The organism is Marinagarivorans algicola, assembly GCF_001292705.1.
GTDB lineage: Bacteria > Pseudomonadota > Gammaproteobacteria > Pseudomonadales > Cellvibrionaceae > Marinagarivorans > Marinagarivorans algicola.
The window spans coordinates 1-24,536 of record NZ_LGAK01000039.1 but is presented as its reverse complement, the minus strand read 5'-3'; the positions used below and the strand labels follow the sequence as shown (position 1 = coordinate 24,536).

Here is a 24,536-nt window from a genome sequence, read left to right as displayed (position 1 = left end):
GTAATGACAAATACGCCCCCTGTAAACCCTAAAACATCACGTAAACAACAAATTTTAGAAACTCTTGCATTTATGCTAGAGGACAACCCCGGCGAGCGCATCAGTATCGCGGCACTGGCCAAGAGCGTAGGCGTATCAGAGGCGGCATTATATCGCCACTTCCCCAGTAAAACAAAAATGCTAGAGGGGCTGATTGAGTTTGCAGAAGATGCCGTGCTCAGCCGCGCCAGCCTTATTGCCAACGACCAACTCAGTGCCTTTGAAAAACTGGAGCGCATTACTTATGTGTATTTAATGTTTTGCGAACGCAACCCCGGTATTACACGCCTACTCACCGGCGATGCCATCAGCGGTGAACGAGATCGCTTGCATGCCCGCGTGCGCAAATTTTTTGATCGCTTAAATACCGAGATGCGCCAAATACTGCGCAAAGCCGAGCTTGCCGAAGGATTACATCTACAACTGTCAATTAACGAAACCGTTAGCCTTGTACAAGCTTGCGTTGAGGGCCATATTGCAGCCTTTGTTCGCAGCCATTTTAAAGAAATCGCAAGCAACTCTTGGCAAAAAAAATGGCAATGCCTAAGTCTTGGACTTATTAATAACACCCTATAAGTCACCTTCGATCACCCACCCATATAACCCCAAAAGGCACTTATCTAGAAGTGCGCCCAGCGCCTTTTAGATAAGTGCCTTTTAAGTGAAGTGCCCAGCAAAATTTTATATCATTAACCAACTGACGCATTACTTTTAGCTGTATGCACCCAAGCGTGCAACTAAAACCCTGACATACAACGAAAACCTTGGAACAGCTACAGCCTTGGAACAACTGCAGCCTTGACGTACAACTATAGTCCTGAAAGGGTTTGCTGGGCACCTTCGTTCTTTTTATTCACAGACGAGCCTTCAAGCTCACCCGTGTCAGCTTTAGACCCTGAATCGTCGGCCTCTTCAGCAGCCTGCAGCTTATGCATTGCCTCTGGGTTAAAGCGCTCCACCCCCTGAGTAAACAATTGTTTTTCTTGTGTAAAACGGGTCACTATTTCTTCTTTTTCATGTTTGCGTTGCTGATAGATCGCTTGAGTGGCCGTCATTTTTTCGTTCAAGGCACTGAGTGTATCGAGTACATTATTCGGTACCACTTTACCTGCTCTTTCTAAGTTCGCAGCCCGCACGGTGAGGTCATCGATTTCTGCTTGAATCCCTTCGATACTCCCCTCAACCAACAATATGCTGGCCTCAACATGGATAAGCTTGCGCTGTTTAGCGGCTTCAATATCGCGCACCGTACTATAGCGTCTGGCCAATAGCTCGTAACTGGCTTTTAACTCGGCTTGGGCGCGCTGCATCTCAACTAACTCAGGGTCTAAAGCAGGCTCGACCACTTGCACCACACGACCATTAGCCGAAATAACCTCGTAGCCGTTAGCCACATATCGCGGAGGTATCGACTGACCCAATACTTTTACACCCTCTTCATTCACATAGCGATAATACTGCCCTTGCGCATAAACATCACTCGTCATACCAACACTGACAACGCCCGTTACAACCCATGCCGTCAAGGTAACAATGCGCGCTAGCGGGCGTAGTAGCCCGCTATAAGACTTATGCTTTAAATCCATTTTATTGCGACCGGTTTTCCCATCGCGCATTGGCCATATCATTCATTCACACCATATTTTTTGCGATAGGCTAAAACCTTATCATAAATACCAGGGTATTCCTGCGAACGCGCCTGCAAGTAACTCATAATGTCATCCAGTTTTATCAGGCTAACCACCTGAATACCTGTTTGCTGCTCTAACTCGGCAATAGCTGAGTGCTCGCCTTGGCCTCTCTCTTGCCGATTAAGCCCAATAACAATCGCCGCCGCGGTTGCCTTGGCATCACTAATCATAGCCAATACTTCACGTACTGCCGTACCAGCGGTAATCACATCATCAACAATAGCTACGCGCCCTTCAAGAGCAGCGCCCACAACCGTACCGCCTTCACCATGTGTTTTGGCCTCTTTACGATTATAAGCAAAAGGGTAATCTTGCTCATACCGATCAGCCAGCGCTGAAGCTGTGGCAACAGCCAAGGGAATACCTTTATAAGCCGGCCCAAAAATCATATCAAAAGGCACGCCTGAATCGATTAAAGCCTGTGCGTAAAAGCGCCCTAGTTTAGCCAATGCTAAACCTGTTCTAAATTGTCCTGCATTAAAAAAGTACGGGCTAACGCGCCCAGACTTCAAGGTGAACTCTCCAAATTTTAGCGCCTGACACTCTAAGGCAAGCTCTATAAATTGCTGCTGATACGACTCCACGCTCGACTCCTAATTACACAATAAACGTTATATTCTACCGCTTTTCCTGAATCTATGCTGAGCAAGTTGCGACCTACGGGCTTTTTAAACCCATTTCATACACATACAAGCCCAACAGCCATCACACCTGCGGGCAAGATTTGCTATAATAGGTGGTTAGCCTTTACTGTTTACGCAATCGCGAACCGCATCATGCATGGCTAAACTAAACTATCACAGACTGCACGTTTAAACGCGATAAATAGCATGTTCATCGCTAACACGCAATGCGTTCAAAACAAGAGGTTGGAATGCGAATCATCTCACTGAGTGTTGACGGGATACATCAAGCCGCAAAGCGCGGGCTATACGACTGGCTCGCCCAGCAAGACGCAGATGTTATTTGCCTACAAGATTTACGCGCATTAGAGTCCGAACTCGATGCCGATATATTTCACCCCGCGGGCTACTTTGCTTATTTTTTTGACTCGGGCATTAAGCATTACAATGGTGTTGCTATTTATACACGCCAGCAACCTAAGGCTCTGATATTTGGCTTAGGCTTTAGTAGCGGCATTGATATGGAAGGCCGCTACTTACAGGTCGATTTTGAGCAACACAGCATAGGCTCACTACTCGCACCTGCGGCGCTGAGAGAAACCGAGTCTATCGATGACAAAATACATTTTTATGACGATCTGCAAGCGCTATTACATAAAATCACGCGCAAGCGTCGGCATTTTATATTTTGCGGCAACTGGGCAATGGCGCACACACGTAAAGACGTGCAAAATTGGCAAGACCATACCGATGATGCCGGCTTTTTAGCTCACGAGCAGCAATGGTTAAAACAATTGTATGCTCAAGTAGGTTACTGTGACGCTTTTCGATTAGTCAATAGCGATAACGATGAATTCTCCTGGTGGCCGTCGGGTACTCAAGGCGAGGGCGATGGTTGGCGCACCGACTTTCAAGTGATCAGTCACGCCTTAAAAAGTAAAGTTGAATACGCCACAATTTATAAAAGCCAAAGCTTTTCAAGCCACCAGCCCGTTATTATCGACTACGATATTGACAGCGAAGAGCTTTAGTCTGACAAGTCACCCAAGCTGCACTTCTGACTAATACAAGCAAATACTCACCCTAAATGGCCTCTACTTAAAAGTCTATCCCCCGAATAACTTCCTCGCAATAGCGCCGGAGGCAGTTATTCGGCAAAAGGAAAGCTTGCACCATAGACACTCACGCCCACTGATATCAAAGGTACCGCGCTCTGCTACACTGCAATGCCCATATCTATACCAACACCCAGACGCGCACCAATTTTACCAAGCTCCTTACAGCGATACCTTGGCCAACACCCGTACTTATCCACTGAGCTGACTTAATAGAGCGTCGAGATAATATAAATTTGCATGTCAATAATGCACTATTGTTGATATTGATGCCAAAAAAATAACCCTTTCACGATACAATTGTTTAACATGGTACATATAAACCCGTAACACAGCCAGCACTTATTTGTACTGCAAACTGCTATCGTAAGGCCAAGTAACTTGAAAAACACCGTGACGACACTACAAGGTATTTATAACAGTGAATTGCTCCCTAAGATTTTAGGGTTATGCCAACACTTATTCCCTCCGATCATTAAGCGTGCATGCCAAAACAGTTTGCCAGCGCTTAACACTAACGATCAAGACATTGCCAATATCAATGCTATCGTACAATTAAAGCTCAAAAAAGCACTCTACCTACATGCACTCGAGGCGCCGCCTGAAGTTTTTACAGATCACGTCACACACACACGGAATGAGCGAATAGAAGAGCGAGTGTCCGAGCTCAGCCGCAACTTAAGCGCCATAACCCAAATTCATATACCGAACGCCTCTAACCCTTTGGCACCAGCACCCGTATTCACGCTTATTGAACAATCACTAACAATGAATTACGGCTATCAGCCTAGCGCTTTACAAGCCGACATCGAACAGCAGTTTCTCCTACTCGCCAGAGGATTTTATAAAAAGATTAATACTTTCTTCACTCCTTATCTATCAAAACCAAGCGGCACCTTAGATACAGCTATCGATAAGCCTGAACTGATTGTAGATGCAGAATTTGAATGGGCCATCGAAGCACAAGAGCAAGCCCCAAAAGACCCCGTAACGATCGTGGCCGCTAGCTCTCCAGTAACTCAACTTGACCATACCAGTGATACTAGCGCGACAGTCGCCGAGCCAAATCAAGATCTTTCAACCAGAGCGCAGACCAATACCCAGCAACTACAGAGCAAAGAGTTAAAACCACGCACCATAAAAACCCATAAACACACAGCCATTAATGGCAATACACGACAGGCTACAGGCTACACACTTGATCAATCTAGAGCTGCGATAGAACACACTAAATATTTTTTTGATCATGAGCTCAACGCAGGCAAAATTGGCTCGCACTTTCATGCGCTATGCAAAAGAATATATATTACAGCTATTAACTACTCACTCATCACGCCCGATGCTTTTAGTAAAGACAGTGACAACCCTTTTAAACAAGTTTTACTGCACATTAAACACATCGGTATACACTGCCGCGAAGATACGCAATCAAAAGCTAACCTAGCACTGGCCGACGCAACCGAAGCCGCAATTAACCAGCTCATCAAAAACACCTTAGAAGGTGACATTAACCTACAGCGCACAATCACAACGCTATCACGACTGATTAAACAATTCACAAATGCACAAATTATCACAACACCTACAAACCCTGATGGCGCTGTCTCCCCCCTCGCAGCCACTCGCACTCAGGCTCAGCATCTTATTGATGCCATTATGAACGATAATGCACCCAGTCATTCGGTTGCCGCTGAGCTAAAGCAAGACTGGGTACATGTACTCGAGGTTATAGGCAATACCCATGGCGTGAATTCGCCACCTTGGGGGCAAGCGATCGAAAACTTCATCGATTTGTTAGCCTTTAAGAAGTGCAGCCCGCTACCGGCGATACTCGCGCATGCTGTTCAAGAGCAATTAAAACTCGCAGGGCTAAGTACTGTTTTACGTACTCAAATGCCGCCACTGAAAATAGTACCGCCCGTAAATACAGATAAAGAAGCGGGATTAACAAGTGAACCTAAAAAAGAGGTGCGCACACACAAACCAGCACATGCAGTTACCACCAAAATTATTCAATCGCTTCAAGAGGGCATGTGGTTTGATTATAATGATAACGGTGTGGTTTTGCGCTGTAAGCTTGCCGCTATTATCAAATCAATAAAACACTATATTTTTATTTCACGCGAGGGTAAAAAAGTACTCGAGCTGCATTATGATGATTTACAACCCATGCTCATTCGCAACGAGCTCAGTCTGTGCCTCAATGTTTCACTTAACAGCAGTCTTGAAGATGTCATGACCAATATCAAAAATACGCACTCACCAGAAAGCGCTTAAGATAGGAATAGAACGCAAGAATAGCTTAAAAAAGGGTAACTATTCAGAGGTCCGGAAATCGGGCGCTAATGAATCATTTACTGGGCCGCTCAAGCCATCCATGGTCGCTATATAAGCGCTCCCGGTGCTTAAATGCCTAGGAAATAACCCATCAGCACCCTGCTGAGAGGTTATTTTGGGTTCGGCTGAATAGTTACAAAAAAGTATAACTTAGACGCTATAGAGCCCCGCAAGGGGCTTGCTATACAATCGCTATACAATCACGAAGGCCTGCGCTCAATGCGCATCAGCTGTGCGCCTAAAATAGACAAGATACAATAAGCTGTAAAATAATAAAATCCATTATGTAAGCTAGCCGTGGCACTGGGATGTGCTTGACCCGCCATATAGGCCATAAAAATGCCTACAACAAAGACATCAGCCATAGACCACTTGCTGATGATTAAAACCAACTTATGTAAATAATAGCGCACATCCGGCATCGGTAAGGTAAATGCCAGCAATAAAAAAATAGCTTTAAGCAAAGGTACAATCACACTAAATAATAAAATGAGTATGGCTACCGTTTGGTTGCCGCTATCAAATAAAGACCGTACCGATTGCATAATACTTTGTGTTTGATTGTAAAATTCCATACGTCCAATTAATGGCAAAGAGGCCTCAATGGTTAAGTTCATCATGGGCTGTGTTAAACCGGGGTATAGCATCACCAAAGATAATAGAATTAAGACTAAAGCAGCAGTATTGCGCTGCCAATTTTGATACCGCTGCGGGCCCTGCTGTAAAGCTCGCTCCAGCTCGCCAGACTGAACCAAAGGGCTAGGTAATTCAGACATAAACACCTCTATTATCTATAAAATATCGTTAAATAGAGCAGGTCATCATGCATAAACACAGAGTACGTCTCCTTGTCGTCAGTGTTTATGCATGATGACCTGCCCGCTAATGATCCCGGTTAACCAAATATTACTCTGCTAACAGCAATAGTGTTGCAATATAACCGGCAGTATACGCGATCAGTAACTGCGGAATATATTTTCCATATTGCATAAAGGTGAGCTCACGCATTTTGCTCATGGCAACAATACCTGCAGCTGAGCCAATAACCAACAAAGAGCCACCTACACCAACTGCATAGGTTAATGCCAACCACTGAGGATTTGACAAATTAGGTTCGGCTTTAAGTAAAGCCGCCGTTAACGGTACGTTATCTAAAAACGAAGACAGCGCACCCATAGCAAAGCTAGAAATATTAGGATCTACTGCAAAATAAAAATCCGTCACCCACAGTAAAATGCCCACTTCTTTTAGCGCGCCAACAATTAATAAAATACCTAAAAAGAACATTAATGTGTCGAATTGAATTTGGCGTACATATTCCAGCAAATGCACTTCTTGGTGGTATTTATTCACCACGCCGCCAATCAAAAACATCACCGAAAGCCCCATTAAAAAAGTAAGCACCGGTGGCATACCAAAAAATATATTAAACACCATTGTGCATACGATTGTACTAAAAAACAGGCCGGCAATCACAACATCTAATGGCTCAATCGTGTGCGCGTTAACTTCGGCCACCACACGCCGGCTACGCCCAATACTCATCAAGACAGCCAATACTGCAACACCCACTAATGTCGGCGCCGCCAAGGCTAAGAGCTCGGCAATGGTGACGTGTCCTGCACTAAAAATCATAAGCGTTGTCACGTCACCGGTGATTAAAATAACGCCACCGGAGTTAACCGCAAACACCACCAACACACACAACTTAACTCGCTCTTTAACCTCTAATTTAAACGCCTGCACCACACCGAGCGTCACTAAGGTGGCTGTAATATTATCGCAAAGCATTGATAAAATGACGGCAAATACTGCCAGCAGTAAAGTCAGCTGCCTCAGGGTTAATTCACCGGGTAATACGCGACTCACAACATCGCCCACTAAACCTCGGGCATTTAGATAAGCCACAAAGGTCATTGTAGCCATTAAAAATAACCACAAAGAGGCGATATCTAATAAATTTTCATTGAGCATTTCTTTGGTGTGCTCAAGGCGACCATTTTGTGAGGCGAAAATAAACAATACGCACCAACTCAAACACCCCAAAAACAATGTACTTTTCGCTTTATTGAGATGGATAACCTCTTCAAAGGCAATACCTAAAAGCGCCAACAAAGCCAGCACAATAATGATGGTTTCCATAATTACTTAATCACTTAAAAATTAAAAACAAGTCCAGCAGATACGCAAAGCGTACCTATTTATACGCCTAAATGCTGCTTGAAAACAGCCATAGCTCGCTCGGTTTGCGCCACAGTGCCTATCGTCACTCTAAGCCCAATTTCACCTTGTGCGTTGGGCTTAGGGCGTACCAATATTCCCGCAGCGGCTAAAGCCTCATTAAGCGCTTTAGGGTTGGGTGGAAAACACCAAATATAATTCGCACTGCTAGGCCAGAATGTAATGTGGTGACATGTTAAAAATTGCTCCAGCGCAGGCTTGGCTTTTTGCATGACTTCGGCGACATAATCGTGTGTATACGCTGGATTTTTAAGGGCTGCACGAATCGCAACAATCGCTAGCTGATTAATGTCGTAAGGGCCTCGCACGTTTAACAGCGCTTGAATATTTTCACGGCAACTCACGACAAAGCCTAGACGCAAAGAAGGTAAGCCCCAAGTTTTTGAAAAGGTTCGGGTAATCACTAAGTTGGAATATTGCTCAACCCAATCACATACGGTCAAACCAGAATATTCAAAATAGCATTCATCAATGAGCAACGTAGCGTGTGGTGCGGCCGCTAATATTTGTGCAATAGCCTCACGACTAACACCTGTGCCACAAGGGTTATTCGGGTTAGCAACGCAAATGATACGCGTTTTGGAGGTAATCGCCTTAAGTATGCCAGCCAGAGGAAACCCTTCACTTAATGTGTACGTTGGCTCAATAACAGTCAGGTTTTCGACTTTTGCACACTGGTGATACATAGCAAAACTGGGGCTAGGAATAATGGCTTCATCACCAGGGCTACACGATGCGCGAATAATTAAATCAATTCCCTGGTCAGACCCATTGGTAATCATGACCTGCTCAGCTTTCACACCACAATACTCTGCAATAACGGTCTCGACATCAGCATAAGCCGGATACATCTGCAAGCGGCCCGCATGAATATATTCAACAAGCGCTTGCGTGACCGCTTCACTCACCGGTAGCGTGCGCTCATTAAAATCGAGCAATAGATGGCTTGCAGGATCACGACCATCAAGAGGGGGCTTGTAGGCGCTCATCGCGTGAATATGTTTTTTAAAAGTAGCCACAGGGCTCCTCCGTCGAAAGAGATAAAAAAGATTCAGCCTAACGGGTAGGCCTCACTGAGTAGAAACTAATAGGGATATGCAATCGTCAGCACTAAAACGATCTCGTCGATCATCTGGGAGCGCCTTAACGGGACCCCTCTGACTCGCTACATAACAAAAATAAGAAAAATGAAAATGGCATTAGTACACAACATATATAAACAGAGATTCGCTCAATACCCACTCACAATCAAGCTAATATTAAACGCTTAAACTAATACTAAATTATCGCGATGAATTAATTCATCAAAATCGCTATAACCCAAGAGTAAAGCAATATCTGAACTGGTTTTGCCCATGATTTTACTCGCCTCGTCACTGCTATAATTCACCAAACCACGCGCCACCTCATGCCCTTTGTCGTCAAGGCAAATAACAAGCTCACCCTTAGTAAAAAAGCCTTTAACATGTTTAACGCCAACAGGCAGCAAGCTCTTACCTTGCTCACGCAGTACTGTCACCGCACCAGCATCTAAAGTGAGCTCGCCTCGCGCTTGTAAATGCCCGGCAAGCCAGCTTTTGCGGGCAGCAATAGGAGCCTGCTCAGCATATAGCAATGTACCCAAAGGCTCGCCAGCAGCCACTTGAGTAATAATATTAGGCAAGCGACCACCGACAATAACGGTATCAGCACCCGATCTAGCTGCCAATCGGGCAGCGCGTACTTTGGTTTGCATACCACCAGTACCCAGTAAACCACCGCCACCCGCTTTCGTATCTAAACCAGCATCGCGAGCACAACACTCAGTAATGATTTTAGCCTTGGGGTTAGCGCGTGGATCGGCATCAAACATACCGGCTTGATCTGTAAGCAACATCAGACTATCAGCCTCAATACAATTGGCGACTAGCGCACCTAAAGTATCATTATCACCAAAACGAATTTCATCAGTCACCACAGTATCGTTTTCGTTAACAATAGGGACAACACCCATAGCGATTAGTGTTTTTAAAGTTGTGCGGGCATTCAAATAGCGCTGGCGATTAGAAAAATCATCATGATCGAGCAGTACCTGAGCCGTAGTGATCCCGTACTGTGAAAAAACCGCTTCATAAGCTTGAATCAGGCCCGCCTGCCCCACTGCTGCAGCGGCTTGCAGCGCATGAATAGACGATGGGCGTGTCGTCCAGCCTAAGCGCGTCATGCCTGCAGCAACAGCTCCCGAAGAAACCAGCACCACCTCATAGTCAGCCTTAATCAGTGCGGCTATTTGGCAACCCCACTCTTCTATACGCTCACGCGCCAAACCCGTACCGTCATTAGTCAGTAATGCACTGCCAATTTTAACCACCCAGCGACGGCTTTGCTTTATGCGTTGGCGTGATAAATGTGGGGTATCGGGACGATGTTTATTATTCACCGGGTCACCATATTCAGCGGGTTAACTGCGCATTGATAAGTATCAAGCGGCATGGGGTATAGGGTTTTCTGGCTAAATCAAAACCTACAATACAGCGCGCCTGCTCGGCCATGGTGCTTATACAGCACCCTATCACACCGAATCGATGACTTAGGGTGCGTAAGTGACTTCGACATCATAATCATCGTCATCAAAGTCATCGTCTTCTTTTTTGGCTTCACGGATAGCTTTGCGTGCCGCATGATGTTTCTCGCGTAGGGCTTGAATATGCTCTCGTGCCTCACGCTGCATCTTCGACTGTAACACTTGCTCAGCTGCTGCTTTTTCGGGATCGGCGCGTTCGATTTCCCATACCTCTTCGAGGTAGTTAAGTAATTCGCCACATAAAACATCGGTACCTTGTCGATTAACCGCCGAAATCACATACACAGGGCCGGTCCAATCGAGCGCCTCGATAATGTTTTGCTTGCGGCTTTCAAGCTCCGCTTCATCCAGCAAATCTGCTTTATTCAAGATCAACCAGCGCTCGCGTTTGGCTAATGTAGGGCTAAAGCGCTCTAACTCGCGTGTAATGCTGATCGCGTTATCAATGGGGTCTGAGCCATCAATGGGGTAAATATCGACGAGGTGTAATAATACACGGCAACGCGTTAAGTGCTTTAAGAAACGAATCCCCAAACCTGCGCCATCTGACGCCCCTTCGATTAACCCTGGAATATCAGCCACAACGAAGCTGCGATACTTATTGATTTTGACCACACCTAAACTAGGCACTAATGTTGTAAAAGGGTAGTCGGCCACTTTGGGCTCGGCCGCTGATACGGCGCGAATAAACGTCGATTTACCCGCATTCGGCAACCCCAACATACCCGCATCAGCCAACACCTTGAGTTCGAGCTTAATACTACGTGCTTCGCCTTCGGTACCCTCTGTAATTTGACGAGGTGCGCGATTCACACTCGATTTAAAGCGAGTGTTACCTAACCCATGCCAGCCCGCTTTAGCCACCAGCATTTGCTGACCCACTTCAGTCAAATCACCGAGCACATCACCGGTTTCCTCATCAATAACCGAGGTCCCAATGGGTACCGGCAAAATTAAGTCGTCTCCTTTTTGCCCAGTACAATTGGTACCGCGCCCGCCTTCACCGTTTTGAGCAAAGAATTTTTTAGTAAAGCGGTAATCCACTAGCGTATTTAAATTCTCGTCCGCCTCGAGATATACCGAACCGCCATCACCGCCATCACCGCCATCGGGGCCGCCTTTGGCAATATACTTTTCACGCCTAAAACTACAACAGCCGTTACCGCCTTTACCAGCTTGCACAAAAATGGGGGCTTCATCAACAAACTTCATACCACTTTACCTATAAAAAAAAGATTAACACTCAAAGCGCCAATGCGCTTTCTACAATCACAGCATCAATCATTGCTAAAGTACTTGATAGCTTCAATAACTGCATTTTATGAACGATTAATGACCCGTCATATCATGACTAGCGATACCCGATCACATAATATCGACCAACAAGGCAAGTGTTTTAGCAATAAATAATGCATTTACGCTCATGCACCTAACCAGCACATTAAACATAATACACAAACAAAAAAGCCCCATCACTAGACGGGGCCTTAGATCTTACTCACCGAGCGTTTTTTAATTAAGCAACAATGCTTACAAAACGACGATTTTTAGGACCTTTGATCTCAAACTTCACAGCACCGTCAGTTTTAGCGAACAAAGTATGGTCTTTACCGATACCTACGTTCTCACCTGGGTGAAATTGAGTGCCGCGCTGACGAACAAGAATATTGCCCGCAACTACCGCTTGACCACCAAAAAGTTTAACACCTAAGCGCTTACTCTCGGAATCGCGTCCGTTACGCGTACTACCACCAGCTTTTTTATGAGCCATTGTCTATACCCTCTTAACCTTTGATTCCAGTGATTTTAACTTCTGTATACCACTGACGATGACCTTGACGCTTCATAGAGTGCTTGCGACGACGGAATTTGATGATAGTGACTTTATCACCACGACCATGCGCAACAACTTCTGCTTCAACAGTCGCGCCGCTAACAACAGGAGTACCTACTTTAACGTCATCGCCGTTTGCAACCATCAACACTTGGTCGAAAGAAATAGTTGCACCGGTTTCGGCTTCAATTTTTTCTAGGCGTAAAACTTCGCCCTCTTCTACACGGTGTTGTTTACCGCCAGATACAATTACTGCGTACATTACATATGCTCCAGTAGTGTGGACGTCGCGAAGCACTTTGCTCTATATAATCGCACTCAGTACTGAGGCGGCCAATAAAGCCGAGTTTAAACCTGCAACCCCCATGGTTGCGCGGTACAAAGCTTGCGTCGTTTGCTTTTTTACGTACTTTACTTAGCGTCTTAATAAACAGGTTTATACAAAAGCGTAACAAACCCATATCGAGAACATCGTTCTTAAAAAACACTTTATGAGGTATATGACCGATAAAGTGATATCTTCAAGAATAGAGCTTATAAAGCCCGCAAAATGGGCGCGAATTTTACGCAATATGTGCAAGCTGAGCAAGCTTTAACCACTTTTTTTTGCAGGTATTTGCACATTACCAAGGACATATCTGGCAAGAGCGCGCTAAAGACACAACAAATGATACTAACCCCAGTGCAGTAGGCATATAAAAACTGCTTTTTGGTATTGGCCTTCAAACGTACAGTTTGCACTCAACTGTGCCGTTAATTCGGTAGCGTGAATTTCACCACCATACCATGCAATTCTCCGGCAATACCACCGAGCCCCGTGGCGATGCTATGTGTATTTGCTGCGCTTTCGTGGGCTTTTTCAGAGAGGTTAGTCATATTGACTACATTGCGATTGATCTCTTCTGTCGCGGCCGATTGCTCTTCTGCGGCAGTCGCTATTTGCGAACTCATACCCTGAACACGATCAATTTGGTTAACGATTTTACGAATCGCATCTCCGGCATCGCGCGCCAATGATACTGCGTGCTCTGTTTTTTGATTACCCGCATCCATCCCTCTTGCGGCGGCTTTAGCACCATTTTGAACAGCTTCAATAATATGGTGTATTTCTTCCGTTGACTCCTGCGTGCGCTTAGCCAGTGCTCGTACTTCGTCGGCCACCACGGCAAAGCCACGCCCCTGCTCACCAGCACGGGCAGCTTCAATGGCCGCATTAAGCGCCAGTAGATTCGTTTGCTCTGCAATACCCTTAATCACATCGAGTACCGCGCCAACACTGGTGGTGTTTTGCTCTAAGCGAGTCATATCAGCAGATATTTTAACCACCTCATCGGCAACGGCTGAAATTGCCACTATGGCCTCTTCCATAATGCGCATCCCCTCGCCAGCGCCTTGGTTAGCCTGATCTGTCGCATCGGCAGCTACCGAGGCATTACTCGCCACTTCCGCGATTGAGGCACTCATTTGTGTCATGGCGGCAGCAATTTGCCCAGCATGATCTTGCGCATGATGCGTATCATCGTCAATCCCCTGCGCTGCACGGGTTAATACCCCTGCCGAATCTGTTAGCCGATGAGAAGCCCCAACCATCACTCCCAGCATGCTGCATAACTCTATGCGCATATCATTAAGGCTTTTAGATAAGCGTCCCACCTCGTCGCGACCACCGGCTCTTATAGCTTGTGAGAAATCTCCGCTGGCCATGCTATCTACAGATGTTTTTAGTTTTAAGACCGGCCGTACCAAGACAACTTTGATAAATAATGCAAGCAAAATGCAAGCACTCAAAGACATCATCACAATAAATGTATAAACCATCGTTGTTAGCGTATCGCTCGAGGCATTCAGCGCTTGAGTGTCACTGAGTACGCTCGCATTAATCTGACTAGCCAATGACTCGAGTAATTGACTAGGCTCGCGATCAAGCCCTCTAACTAAACGATCAGCCGCTTTGAAATCAAACGCTAGCGCCTGATAAACCTCAGCACCTTGCTGATATTGGGCAAAAATATCGGCATGCACACGCCCAAACTGCTGAATCGTTTTGGCCGTTTCAGTATCGGTAATACCGGTCGCTAAGCTTTGAACCAAGGCCTGAATCTCTCGCTGTCGAGCTTCAAAGCGCCCCCAGTATTGATCAAAATCCTTTTGTGTATGACCTCTTAAAAGCGTGTTTTTCCATTCTTGAACTTGTGTTTTAAAGGCTAAATTTAACGTATCGATGCGCCGCTGCTGCTGTAATTCAAACTCGATCATATGGCGATATTCAGCAGAAACACCACTTAACTTGGCACCAATCACTATTAGCACAAGCCCTTGCAGCAAAAAAAAGGCGGCCAATAGGGCGATTACCTTGGCCTGTATTGTTTGCAACATAACGAGAACCTCTCCTTCATAAATGGAATCAATACATTAAGCTAAGTGTAGCTATAAACCTCCATAATGCCCGCCGGATTACTTGACAGTTACTCCCCCGCCCCCTAGCATCTCACCCCATTTGCCAACAGCCAAAGGGGCCCGCTGGCCATGTTGCCATTTTTAACGCCTGTTGAATCCGATTTTGACGCCACCAACCGCTTGATTATTAATCAATTACACTCTGATGTAGGTTTGGTTGAGAACATTGGTCACTATATTGTAGACTCCGGCGGTAAACGCTTGCGCCCAATATTAGTTTTACTCACTGCTAATGCCTTGCACTTTAAAGGCGATAGCACTCGAATGCATTCGCTTGCCGCTATCATTGAATTTATTCATACCGCCACTTTATTACACGATGACGTCGTTGATGTATCGGATATGCGCCGCAGCCGCCTAACTGCCAATGCCCAATGGGGTAATGCCCCGGCGGTTTTGGTGGGCGACTTTTTATACTCACGTGCTTTCCAAATGCTAGTCAAACTCGGCAGCATGCCCATTATGGAGATTCTGTCAAACACCACAAACATCATTTCTGAAGGGGAAGTACAACAACTGGTTAACGCTAAAGATCCAAGCGTCAGCGAAGCCAATTACTTAACCGTAATTCACAAAAAAACCAGCGCACTGTTTGAGGCTGCTTGTGAGTCAGCGGCTATTCTTGCCGGTGCAACACAGACACAACGACAAGCCGCCTTCGATTTTGGTCATCATTTAGGCATGGCATTTCAGTTAATTGATGATGCGCTCGATTACGAAGGCGATAGCGAAACACTGGGTAAAAACGTCGGCGATGATCTGGCCGAAGGCAAGCCTACGCTACCGCTGATTTATGCCATGGAGCATGCCCCGGCGCATGAGCAAGCACTGATTCGCAAAGCCGTTAGCGCAGGCGATGCCAGTGCATTAGCTTCGATTGTCACCATTGTGAAAAATTGTGGTGCATTAGATTACACTCACCAAGCTGCAAAAAATCACGCCCACAAGGCAGAGCAGGCTTTGGCTAACTTACCCAGCAATAGCTTTACCCAAGCCATGGCCAGTTTGGCACAATTTGCGGTAGCCAGAAGCCACTAAAGATCCAATCATTGGATCTTGCCAGATTAACGCTATGATCTATAAACGTGACTTTAGCCACATTTATCAAATACGCTGAATACACAATCATTAATGCAGCTTTTCAACACCCAAAAGGTCAACCTAATAAGGGGGTCATATGCCCAATGCTTTAGCCAATACCTACAGTAACTGGAGCGCTTTAGAAAAACTTCAAGCGCAAATTAGCAAACGTCACTTAACCGAGTTATTCGAACAAGATAGCACTCGCGCAGAACGCTTTAGCGCCAGTGCAGCCGGCCTTGATTTGGACTTTTCTAAAAATCATATTTCAACCGACATCCTTGCTGAACTCGTTAAGCTTGCCGAGCAAGCCGACCTTAAAGGCGCAATCAGCCGCATTTTTAAAGGTGAGCACGTCAACAATACCGAAGACCGCCCAGCATTGCACTCGGCGCTGCGCCATATTGGTCAGCCCGAAAATGACGCGCATAAATCGGTACAAGAAACACTTGCACGCATGGAGAAACTGGTTGCCAGAGTGCATAGCAAAGAGTGGAAAGGCTTTAAAGGCGAAGCTATTACCGACGTTGTGAATATTGGTATTGGTGGGTCCGATCTCGGGCCACGCATGGTCACAAAAGCATTAACCCCTTATCATACTGGGCACGTCAATTTACACTTTGTTGCCAACGTTGACGGCGCAGAAATTCATGACTTAACCAATAGCTTAAACCCAGCTACGACGCTGTTTATTGTCGCTTCTAAGTCATTTTCAACCCAAGAAACCCTCGAAAACGCCTTAACTGCACGCCGCTGGATGCTAGCCGGTGGCTGCGCAGAAAATGAACTTGCTAAGCATTTTATTGCAATCTCATCAAAAGTGGATAAGGCCGTAGACTTTGGCATTGCTGCCGAAAATGTTTATCCCATCTGGGATTGGGTGGGTGGCCGTTATTCATTGTGGTCAGCCATTGGTTTACCTATTGCCTTTGCTGTAGGGATGGATAACTTTAATGCGTTGCGCGCCGGCGCTTATGCAATGGACAAGCACTTTGCCGACGCCCCACTCGAAAAAAACTTACCCGCATTAATGGGTATGATGGTTTTTTGGTACACGCAATTTTTTGATACCACAGCACAAGCGGTTTTACCCTATGCCTATCATATGCAAATGTTGCCGGCTTATTTGCAACAGCTTGAGATGGAAAGCAACGGCAAAAGCGTCACTCGCGAAGGCGATCGCGTAGACTACTCAACAGGCTCTGTCGTCTGGGGCACCGAAGGCACTAATGGTCAACACTCGTTCCACCAACTGTTGCACCAAGGTACGGTATTAATGCCTATCGACTTTATTGCAACACTTAAAGCGCATCACCCTCTCGATCATCAGCATCGCTTGCTGTTTGCTAATTGTGTTGCTCAAAGCCAAGCACTATTAACCGGCCGCGACTTAGAAACCACCAAAGCTGAACTACGTGCTGCAGGTACCAGTGAAGACGAAATCGAGCGCCTAGCCGAGCACAAAGTACATCCTGGCAGCCGCCCAAGTAATACCTTACTTATGGAAACCTTATCACCAGAAACATTAGGCGCATTGATTGCGGCGTATGAGCATAAGGTATTTACCATTGGTATTTTGTCTAATATTAACTCGTTTGATCAATGGGGTGTAGAGCTGGGCAAATTGCTGGGTAATCATGTGAATGATGCCATCGAGACCACCGATGTGCCTGGCGACTGGGACTCCTCTACCGCGCGCTTGATTGAACGCTTTTGTGAAGCCAACAAATAAAAGTCAGTAACGCGATACAAAAAAGGAAGGCTTAGCCTTCCCTTTTTTATGCGCCCCATTAAGTGCTCAGCGAGCCACCCCTAAAGTACCACTGCGGTAATCGGCTAAAGCCTGCTCTATTTGCGCCTGGGTATTCATGACAAACGGGCCGTACTGCACAATGGGCTCATGCAGTGGCTTGGCCACCAGCACCAATAAACGCGCTGCTTTTTGCGCTGTATTAACAATAACAATGTCGCCGCTATCCTCAAGCCTAGCAAGGTGCTGAGAGCTAAGACGGGCATCGCCTTCACCGATAGTGACGCAGCCTTCAAAGACATACACCAACGCTGTATGCTCTGCGCTTGCAGGCAGCGTCATGGTTTGCCCCGCAGCCAAACGCACATCTAAATAAATAGGTTGAGTATCGACCTCGGTAAAATAACCAATGACCTTATAATTATTAACCGTCGTGACGCCAGCGATCGCTTTGATGGTGATGCCATCGAGTGCATACTCCGGAATATCTGCCGCTTTTACATCACTATAACTCGCTGGGCGCATTTTTTGACTAGCAGGCAAATTTACCCATAACTGAAACCCTCGCATGCGCCCTTGAGTTTGCTTTGGCATCTCGGAGTGAATAATACCGCCTGCCGCACTCATCCACTGCACATCGCCGTCACCAAGCAAGCCAACATTCCCCATGTGGTCTCTATGCTCCATTTTGCCCTCTAGCATATAAGTAACAGTCTCAAAGCCACGATGCGGATGAGAGGGAAACCCACCGATATAATCAGAGGCCTCTTGAGAGCCAAATTCATCGAGCATTAAAAACGGATCAAAACGCTCAGGTCCTCGTCCACCAAAAACCCTCAGTAACTTAACGCCATCACCATCTGAAGCCTGCCTTGCTTGAATCACTTCTACAATATTACGGATAGTCACACACACCCCCCTTAACTGACTGTTTTTAACTGACTGTTTTTAACTGACTGTTTTTAAGCTCAATATGTTTAAGCTCAATGCCTGTCAACCAACGGTTTTTATACTGCGCACTTTAAACTTTTGTAACTATTCAGATCAGAGGTACCGAAATTGGGCACTAATGAATCATTGTCTGGGCCGCTCAAGCCATCCATGGGCGCTATATAAGCACTCCCGGCGCTTAAATGCCCAGAAAATAACCCATCAGTACCCTATCAGGTGAGTTTTTTCAGCTTGGCTGAATAGTTACAAACTTTTAAGCTAGCGCCCAGCGAATATGGCGCTAGTGTAAAGGTTATAGCCGCTGGCAATGATTTAATTACTTCATCATAAACATCAAAAAAATAGATATAAACTGGGCAAATGCGCCGCGCGCTAGAGCACAGGCAGCCTTTGCGCCCATGCAGGTGCGGAATATAAATAGGGGGCATAGGTAAAGATGAAGTAATAGATGAGATAATTCTTTGCAATAGCACAAAGAAGCCCCTGCTAAAAGACAGAGGCTCTTAAGGGGATTACTATGAATTTTATTATGGGTTAACTCAGTTGATAGGCAGCGGTTTGCGTAGCGCTCATGTGGTTTTTACTAGCTCGGCGTATACAGATGCCGCTTATTAGTATGAAGATTAGGTAGCAATGATTAAATTTCGACTTAGCCGCAATAACTAGGATGCTTAAAAATAAAAATTAACCGAAGTTTTAAGCATCCTAGTCATTAAACTGCTAGAAAAAATCTAATTCGCCACCTTGAGTTAGACCTGTTAATGACTCATCCGGTGTATCAAGAATTGTAAATCCAGGCTCGATAACCGTACTTAAATAGGTAATAATTTCTCCTTCGGCTGATAAAAATGTTCGTTTGCTGATTAGAGCATCACTAGAGTTAACACTTGCGAGGTTCTCCCCTTGAATTAAGGTGGGTAAGCCCATAAGTACTTTACAGTCGTAAGCCAACATTTGGTTTTTTGCTGCGCCAACAATCTGGTTATTTAACTCGCCGCACCAATCTCGTAGCTCATCGCTACTGGGATTTTTACCCATAGGATATAAAGCCTCTAAGGTACTAAAACCAGCATTAATGGAACATAATATTTGTATTCCGTTACCCGATGCACTAAGCACCGACAGTACGCTGTCACCGATGACTTGCTTAGAGCATGACGACGCATCATCAATCACACCATTAAGCGCCAAGCCAACCGGCGAGAAGACATCGATCATGGCGGTTTCAAATAATGACTCCACAACCTCACGTACTGCGCTATTCGTATTTTTCATATTTTAATTCTCTCGTTTCGTCCAAGCATCGTCCTATTAACAACACCAAATTAACAACACCAAAGTATTGATTAACTTGAGCGCTATTTTTAAAGGAATTGGCATCAATCATTAACATTCCAGTTAAAGCGTAGCAAAAGCAATTCAGAGCGAAACTTTAATCATCAAAATATAACCAAATATTCCTTAACTCGAAGGTGCAACAACAAACAAGAATATAGCCATGCACATCATACCGAAACAGAGACTTTTATCGGCAAGCGAGCAATACCTCCGCTAATATCAGTAGTGGCTCGGGCACAAATGATAGCCCTGAAGTGAAAATCCAACGACTGATTGTCAACAGGAGTAAGTATGTCATCGCAACAAGAAGAGCGCCGCCAATACAGCCGTGTCACCTTCGAAGCTCAGGCGATTATCAGTCAAGGCAATAAAAGCTTTATTACCGAGCTTATTGATATTTCACTCAATGGTTTACTCGCCAAAACACCCGAGCACTATCATTTACGCAGCGATATGCCTTGCAGTGTCAAAATCATTTTATCGCCGGAGCTGGCTATTTCGATGCAGGCAGCCCTAGTACACAGCAGTCATCGTGCGCTCGGTCTACACTGTACCAGTATCGATATGGACTCTATCACGCACCTAAGAAAGCTTATCGAATCAAACATTGAAGATCCTCATGCTTCCGAGCGCGTCTTGTCAGAACTTGTGTTAAGAGCAGACATGCCATAGCGCTATCACTATCGCGCGCTATGGCATCGAGAAATACTGCACCAAGAAAAGCTATTGCTCAACGTGCTTAAACTGCTCCGCACGAGCATCCATTAACGCCTGTACACCCTTTGCATCATTTATGAGTTTTTTAACATTATGAGGGTCGGGCAATAACGTCACCGCTGGGGTCGGGGCCGCTTTTATGGCTTGACTACTGGCAGCTGATGAGGCCGCCTCGGCTTGAACAGTATCCGCTTGAATAATACCGGCTTGAATAATATTAGTATTAGGGTCGACCATTAGCTCGGTAATATTCAGCGCTTTTGCTGTTATTTCATCGGGCTTGTACTGGGTATAATTAATCACACCTTGCGCATCAACCCACTTATACACCTTGGCCGCTTGAGCTTCTTCATCGGTTAATTGGTCGGTCAATGTAGGGCGTATCTCAGGTAATGACAGGTCTGAAAAGCTAAAATCAGCCAACCATGGCATCGCCGGCCACGTCATGTGTAAACCTTTAAGCGGGCTACTACCTGTTTTAATGTATATCATATAATGAATGATTCCTACGCCAATGCACCCAAGCATTATTAACTTAACCCATAACCCTTTCACCTTCGCCTCCATTAGCGTTTTTTGCGCTACTCATCCAATTCACCGTTGTTTAAGTATATACCGCTTGGATTACTCCTCGGAAACAAACACCCATGACTACACTTGTCTGGTTTACCCACGATTTACGCCTGCATGATCAAGCGGCTTTGCACGCAGCACTAGAAAGAGGCGAAGATATACTACCGGTTTATCTTGCGCCGCCCCATGCGCAACACCAAGCAACGCGCTCAGGGGCCGATGCTCACACTCTCAACCAAAAGGCTGTGCTCGAAGCTCAAGCTACAGGTGCAGCTTTGTGGTGGTTACATTACAGCCTGAGCGCGCTCAATCAGCAAATTAGGCAGCTCGGTGGTGAACTACTGATTCATCAAGGTGAACCACAAAGCCTTGTTGCGCTGGCACAAAAATACCAGTGCCAGTATATTCATTTTAGTCATAGCCATGAGCCTTGGCTGCAAAAGCAGCAAAAGCAACTGAATATACAAGCGCAAGAACAAGGCATTACTTGCAAACAATTTGGCGGGCAGCTGCTCAACTTGCCTGCCGGCATTTTGAATAAGCAAGGGAACCCGTTTCAAGTGTTTACGCCTTATTACCGCGCGTGCTTGGCCGTCATGGGGCAGCCAGCGGTGCTCGATACGCAAACACTGCTAAAAAAAGCACAGTGGAAATCCCACAACGTGTGCGCCCAAAGCACCCTAGAGTCCCTCGGCTGGCTGCCCACAACCCCTAATTGGGCAAAAGATTTTGCCCAGCACTGGACCCCTGGCGAACAAGGTGCACACCAGCGCTTGCAGCATGTCGTAAATACCCTAAACCAATACACCGATGATCGCGATACACCCAGTGTTGATGGTACATCGTGCCTTGCCGCGCATCTGCGTTTTGGCGAAATTAGCCCGCGCTTTTTATGGCAGTACGTGAGCCAAGCCTGGCCGCAAGGTGAGGCTCAGTCATTTTTACGGCAACTGGTATGGCGAGACTTTAGCTATTATTTATTACATCATTACCCGCATATTACCCAGGCACCTTTTAAGCCTGCATTCGCTCACTTTCCTTGGCGAAATACTCAAACCGCCGCCGCACAACAACATCTTAAACGCTGGCAGCAAGGTTTAACCGGCTACCCTCTTGTCGATGCCGGTATGCGCCAGCTATGGCAAACCGGCTGGATGCATAACCGCGTACGGATGGTGGTCGCTTCGTTTTTAACCAAACATTTACAAATTCACTGGATGCACGGCGCCAACTGGTTTTGGGATACCCTGCTCGATGCCGACCCAGCCAATAATACTGCAGGCTGGCAGTGGGTTGCAGGCTGCGGTGCAGATGCCGCGCCCTACTTTAGGATTTTTAACCCCATCACCCAAAGTGAAAAGTTTGATGCCGGCGGTGACTATATCCGGCAATACATTCCGGAGCTCGCAGCGCTGCCTAATAAATATATTCACACGCCTTGGCTAGCGCCAGAACCCATTTTAAACACAGCCAATGTGACTCTTGGCAAAAATTATCCAATGCCTATTGTCGATCATAAAACCGCACGTGAAACCGCATTGAACGCTTACGCAACCACCAAGGAACATCAGGCACAATAAATATCATACTCATCCTAATCGTAAGAAGCATAATGACTGTCAAATACCATTAATCATCCACCAAAAACGCTAGGTGTAATAATAGTGTATAGTGGAGGGCTAATAAGGGCTGCGATGCCTACGAATGAAACCGATAAGGGCACCTATCATGGCCAGTAAACCAAGAACAACCGCAGGTAAAAAGAAGCAACCTGCCGCCGTAGAGTCATCACAAAGCATTGCCGATCAAACCGCCGAGTTTTTAAAATCAGGCGGCGCTATCGAGCGCATTAATGCCGGCGTCAGTGGCCAAGAAAGCTTAGCCCCTAAAAATTTAAAAGCAGCAACGCCAGCTGCATCTGCCGCTAAAGCCTAAGGCCGATCCGCAAAAAAACGCTACTCGTTAGTTTTGGGCCATTGCACTGTGACAGTGGCCCCTCTTATCGAGCTCGCTCAATAACCCCGCACTTTTAAATGCGTTTATTTCGCTCCGGTCAGTTTACTGCCATCTTACTCAGGCAAGTCAATCGGTCACCCTCTGCGCTGTTCAAGCCACACAACCCTCGCTTTTTATACGCGGCATAAATACCGCCGTAACAAACACTCTGACATCAATATTTTATTATCGGAGAAGTTCAATTTTTACCTCAACATAACCGTTATGATCCCAGACGCCCTCATTCATCGGTAAAGTTTCTAAACTAAATACCCCCATCCAGCTCATCAATATATTTTTTACCCACATGTAAAGCCGAATCGGTAATCCAGCCCAAGCGCCTTTTATATTCAACATTTAGAGCAGCACTACCATTCGAGCCGCCGCCCATAGTATCGTAATCATCGCCGTAAGAATCTAAATAATTCCCTCACTAAAGTCGCCAATAACGTCAGAACGCGACTGTATGAGTTATCAGTAAAGTACTGTACCACCGGCATCCATCGCTTCAAGCTGCTGTGGAAAAGGCACACCGGCGTACTCAACACGCACCGTTAATACCCTATAACTTTTGAGCTCAGCCATGTTATCGGGGTTGCTAGCGCTTGACGCTGAGCGAGAAGACATTGCATTCGTATCAGTGGCTGAGCTAAAGTCAGCACTTGAGCTAGCCTTGATGATAGTGAAGTTTGCAGCTGAGCTATTGCTCGCGGCGCCGCACGCCAGTAGTAAACATGCCGTAGCGCCGATGGCCACATAACGAAACGGTTAATATTGAGCAGCAAGCACCGAAATGATCGTCATACACTCATTACTCTTGGTCAATTTTTATTAAAATAATTTTATTACAACTTAACGAGCTAAAATCGAATTAACCAACCCATAAAATGACTGCTATTCAACTCATGCACACGCTCTTAACGATAAACTTATGGGCTAAACGCAGCTGCATGTTAATACCAAAAATAAAGTATATATTTATCGTGGGGAATGAGCGCTTTATTTATATTCACACCACGTAAGCTTTCACATAATTAAAAATGATGTGACTATTGAGCCAAACTGAAAAACTTCACCCAGCAGGATGCTCATGGGTTATTTTTTGGGCGTTTAAGCATCCAGTTTCAGTATCGATGCGCCGGACAGACTTTACCGATGGCTTAAGCGGCCTAATCAATAATTCATTAGCAGCCAATTTCGGTATCTCTCAATAGTAAAAAATTACAATATAT

General features: G+C 45.8%; 23 protein-coding genes. 8 read left to right on the top strand and 15 right to left on the bottom strand.

Annotated features, from left to right (window positions below; genetic code table 11):
* Positions 1-3: 3 nt before the first annotated feature.
* Complete coding sequence (gene slmA, locus AC438_RS12680; RefSeq protein ID WP_053981658.1) at positions 4-615, top strand: nucleoid occlusion factor SlmA; 612 nt, start codon at positions 4-6, stop codon at positions 613-615.
* Positions 616-848: 233 nt separating this feature from the next.
* Here the strand turns inward: slmA and AC438_RS12675 are convergent, their stop codons facing one another.
* Both AC438_RS12675 and pyrE read right to left on the bottom strand, forming a co-directional pair.
* Complete coding sequence (locus tag AC438_RS12675) at positions 849-1,667, bottom strand: hypothetical protein (protein ID WP_053981636.1); 819 nt, start codon at positions 1,665-1,667, stop codon at positions 849-851.
* On the bottom strand, positions 1,664-2,314 hold the full coding sequence (pyrE, locus tag AC438_RS12670) for an orotate phosphoribosyltransferase (RefSeq protein WP_053981635.1): 651 nt from the start codon (positions 2,312-2,314) through the stop codon (positions 1,664-1,666). The genes AC438_RS12675 and pyrE overlap by 4 nt, the downstream gene beginning before the upstream one ends.
* A gap of 290 nt (positions 2,315-2,604) precedes the next feature.
* Here pyrE and AC438_RS12665 point away from each other — a divergent pair, with 290 nt between their 5' ends.
* Together AC438_RS12665 and AC438_RS12660 are read left to right on the top strand one after the other, a co-directional pair.
* Positions 2,605-3,384 carry an exodeoxyribonuclease III gene (locus AC438_RS12665; RefSeq protein WP_053981634.1) on the top strand — a complete coding sequence of 260 codons (780 nt, stop codon included), beginning with the start codon at positions 2,605-2,607 and terminating at the stop codon, positions 3,382-3,384.
* A gap of 465 nt (positions 3,385-3,849) precedes the next feature.
* Positions 3,850-5,745 carry a DUF1631 family protein gene (locus AC438_RS12660; RefSeq protein ID WP_053981633.1) on the top strand — a complete coding sequence of 632 codons (1,896 nt, stop codon included), beginning with the start codon at positions 3,850-3,852 and terminating at the stop codon, positions 5,743-5,745.
* A 260-nt stretch (positions 5,746-6,005) separates the two neighbouring features.
* Here AC438_RS12660 and AC438_RS12655 read toward each other — a convergent pair whose 3' ends face one another.
* The 8 genes from AC438_RS12655 to AC438_RS12620 form a co-directional block, all read right to left on the bottom strand.
* Entirely contained in the window at positions 6,006-6,581 is a 576-nt protein-coding gene (locus AC438_RS12655; RefSeq protein ID WP_053981632.1) for a paraquat-inducible protein A, read from the bottom strand.
* 130 nt (positions 6,582-6,711) lie between these two features.
* The gene (gene nhaD, locus AC438_RS12650; protein ID WP_202904762.1) at positions 6,712-7,947 is read right to left on the bottom strand and encodes a sodium:proton antiporter NhaD; all 1,236 of its coding nucleotides are present in this window, start codon (positions 7,945-7,947) and stop codon (positions 6,712-6,714) included.
* A gap of 59 nt (positions 7,948-8,006) precedes the next feature.
* Positions 8,007-9,065, bottom strand: a complete 1,059-nt coding sequence (locus AC438_RS12645) for a pyridoxal phosphate-dependent aminotransferase (protein WP_053981630.1) — start codon at positions 9,063-9,065, stop codon at positions 8,007-8,009.
* A gap of 248 nt (positions 9,066-9,313) precedes the next feature.
* Positions 9,314-10,465: a glutamate 5-kinase gene (gene proB, locus AC438_RS12640; RefSeq protein ID WP_053981629.1), complete on the bottom strand. Its 1,152-nt coding sequence runs from the start codon at positions 10,463-10,465 to the stop codon at positions 9,314-9,316.
* Positions 10,466-10,615: 150 nt separating this feature from the next.
* Positions 10,616-11,821: an Obg family GTPase CgtA gene (gene cgtA, locus AC438_RS12635; RefSeq protein WP_053981628.1), complete on the bottom strand. Its 1,206-nt coding sequence runs from the start codon at positions 11,819-11,821 to the stop codon at positions 10,616-10,618.
* Between the two features lie 304 nt (positions 11,822-12,125).
* Positions 12,126-12,380 (bottom strand): 50S ribosomal protein L27, encoded by a 255-nt coding sequence (rpmA, locus tag AC438_RS12630; RefSeq protein ID WP_053981627.1) that lies wholly within the window; start codon positions 12,378-12,380, stop codon positions 12,126-12,128.
* 13 nt (positions 12,381-12,393) lie between these two features.
* The gene (gene rplU, locus AC438_RS12625; protein WP_053981626.1) at positions 12,394-12,705 is read right to left on the bottom strand and encodes a 50S ribosomal protein L21; all 312 of its coding nucleotides are present in this window, start codon (positions 12,703-12,705) and stop codon (positions 12,394-12,396) included.
* 491 nt (positions 12,706-13,196) lie between these two features.
* The gene (locus tag AC438_RS12620) at positions 13,197-14,819 is read right to left on the bottom strand and encodes a methyl-accepting chemotaxis protein (protein ID WP_053981625.1); all 1,623 of its coding nucleotides are present in this window, start codon (positions 14,817-14,819) and stop codon (positions 13,197-13,199) included.
* A gap of 150 nt (positions 14,820-14,969) precedes the next feature.
* Here AC438_RS12620 and AC438_RS12615 point away from each other — a divergent pair, with 150 nt between their 5' ends.
* Positions 14,970-15,938, top strand: a complete 969-nt coding sequence (locus tag AC438_RS12615) for a polyprenyl synthetase family protein (RefSeq protein WP_053981624.1) — start codon at positions 14,970-14,972, stop codon at positions 15,936-15,938.
* A 139-nt stretch (positions 15,939-16,077) separates the two neighbouring features.
* Positions 16,078-17,712, top strand: coding sequence for a glucose-6-phosphate isomerase (pgi, locus tag AC438_RS12610; RefSeq protein WP_053981623.1), 1,635 nt, complete (start codon positions 16,078-16,080; stop codon positions 17,710-17,712).
* A 66-nt stretch (positions 17,713-17,778) separates the two neighbouring features.
* Here the strand turns inward: pgi and AC438_RS12605 are convergent, their stop codons facing one another.
* Together AC438_RS12605 and AC438_RS12595 are read right to left on the bottom strand one after the other, a co-directional pair.
* Positions 17,779-18,633, bottom strand: coding sequence for a pirin family protein (locus tag AC438_RS12605; RefSeq protein WP_082354146.1), 855 nt, complete (start codon positions 18,631-18,633; stop codon positions 17,779-17,781).
* A 768-nt stretch (positions 18,634-19,401) separates the two neighbouring features.
* The gene (locus AC438_RS12595) at positions 19,402-19,956 is read right to left on the bottom strand and encodes a chemotaxis protein CheX (RefSeq protein ID WP_053981620.1); all 555 of its coding nucleotides are present in this window, start codon (positions 19,954-19,956) and stop codon (positions 19,402-19,404) included.
* A gap of 354 nt (positions 19,957-20,310) precedes the next feature.
* Between AC438_RS12595 and AC438_RS12590 the strand changes: the two genes are divergently transcribed.
* Positions 20,311-20,691 carry a PilZ domain-containing protein gene (locus AC438_RS12590; RefSeq protein WP_053981619.1) on the top strand — a complete coding sequence of 127 codons (381 nt, stop codon included), beginning with the start codon at positions 20,311-20,313 and terminating at the stop codon, positions 20,689-20,691.
* A gap of 51 nt (positions 20,692-20,742) precedes the next feature.
* On the opposite strand, the gene AC438_RS12585 is transcribed toward AC438_RS12590, so the two are convergent.
* Complete coding sequence (locus tag AC438_RS12585; RefSeq protein WP_162230739.1) at positions 20,743-21,183, bottom strand: DUF4124 domain-containing protein; 441 nt, start codon at positions 21,181-21,183, stop codon at positions 20,743-20,745.
* A gap of 200 nt (positions 21,184-21,383) precedes the next feature.
* On the opposite strand from AC438_RS12585, the gene AC438_RS12580 reads away from it, so the two are divergent.
* Complete coding sequence (locus AC438_RS12580; RefSeq protein WP_053981617.1) at positions 21,384-22,889, top strand: cryptochrome/photolyase family protein; 1,506 nt, start codon at positions 21,384-21,386, stop codon at positions 22,887-22,889.
* 148 nt (positions 22,890-23,037) lie between these two features.
* Positions 23,038-23,244 carry a hypothetical protein gene (locus tag AC438_RS12575; RefSeq protein WP_053981616.1) on the top strand — a complete coding sequence of 69 codons (207 nt, stop codon included), beginning with the start codon at positions 23,038-23,040 and terminating at the stop codon, positions 23,242-23,244.
* A 325-nt stretch (positions 23,245-23,569) separates the two neighbouring features.
* Here the strand turns inward: AC438_RS12575 and AC438_RS17360 are convergent, their stop codons facing one another.
* The gene (locus tag AC438_RS17360) at positions 23,570-23,695 is read right to left on the bottom strand and encodes a hypothetical protein (protein WP_274377616.1); all 126 of its coding nucleotides are present in this window, start codon (positions 23,693-23,695) and stop codon (positions 23,570-23,572) included.
* Between the two features lie 83 nt (positions 23,696-23,778).
* Positions 23,779-23,931 carry a hypothetical protein gene (locus AC438_RS16850; protein WP_156312490.1) on the bottom strand — a complete coding sequence of 51 codons (153 nt, stop codon included), beginning with the start codon at positions 23,929-23,931 and terminating at the stop codon, positions 23,779-23,781.
* Positions 23,932-24,536 lie beyond the last annotated feature (605 nt).